The sequence below is a fragment of the Pseudomonas sp. EL_65y_Pfl1_R83 genome (assembly GCF_963970695.1).
In the GTDB taxonomy this organism is placed as follows: Bacteria; Pseudomonadota; Gammaproteobacteria; order Pseudomonadales; family Pseudomonadaceae; genus Aquipseudomonas; species Aquipseudomonas tritici.
In genome coordinates, this window is sequence record NZ_CAXAQI010000278.1 from 1 (window position 1) to 504 (window position 504).

1 protein-coding gene is annotated in these 504 nt (G+C 64.1%); it reads right to left on the reverse strand.

Annotation, left to right across the window (positions count from 1 at the left end; genetic code table 11):
- Positions 1-504 (reverse strand): SDR family NAD(P)-dependent oxidoreductase (locus AACY08_RS28860; protein WP_339472497.1); only part of this gene is annotated, 504 nt, incomplete at both ends.

The window sequence follows — 504 nt, forward strand, 5'->3', positions numbered from 1 at the left end:
TTGAACTCGGTATTGTTGACCAGCGCCTCGTTCATGTCGGTCAGCATGTAGCCGGGGCCGATGGCGTTGGCGTTGATGCCGTGCTGGGCCCATTCCACCGCCATCGAGCGCGTCAGGTTCTTGATGCCGCCCTTGGCCGCGGTGTAGGGCGCGATGGTCGGGCGCGCCAGCTCGCTGCCCAGCGAGCCGATATTGATGAACTTGCGGTGCTTGCGCGGGATCATGCGCCTTGCCGCCTCGCGGCCGATCACGAAGGCGCTGGTGAGGTTGGTCTCGATCACCTTGCGCCATTCGTCGGTGGTGAATTCCACCAGCGGCTTGCGGTGCTGGATGCCGGCATTGTTGACGATGATGTCGGGGCCGCCCAATTCCTCATGGCAGCGCTTGACCATCGCTGCGATTTCCTCGGGCTTGGTCATGTCGGCGGCATCGTACAGCGCCTTGGTACCGCTTGCCGCTTCGAGCTTCGCGCGCTCGGTCTCGATCGCGGCGGCATCGCCGAAT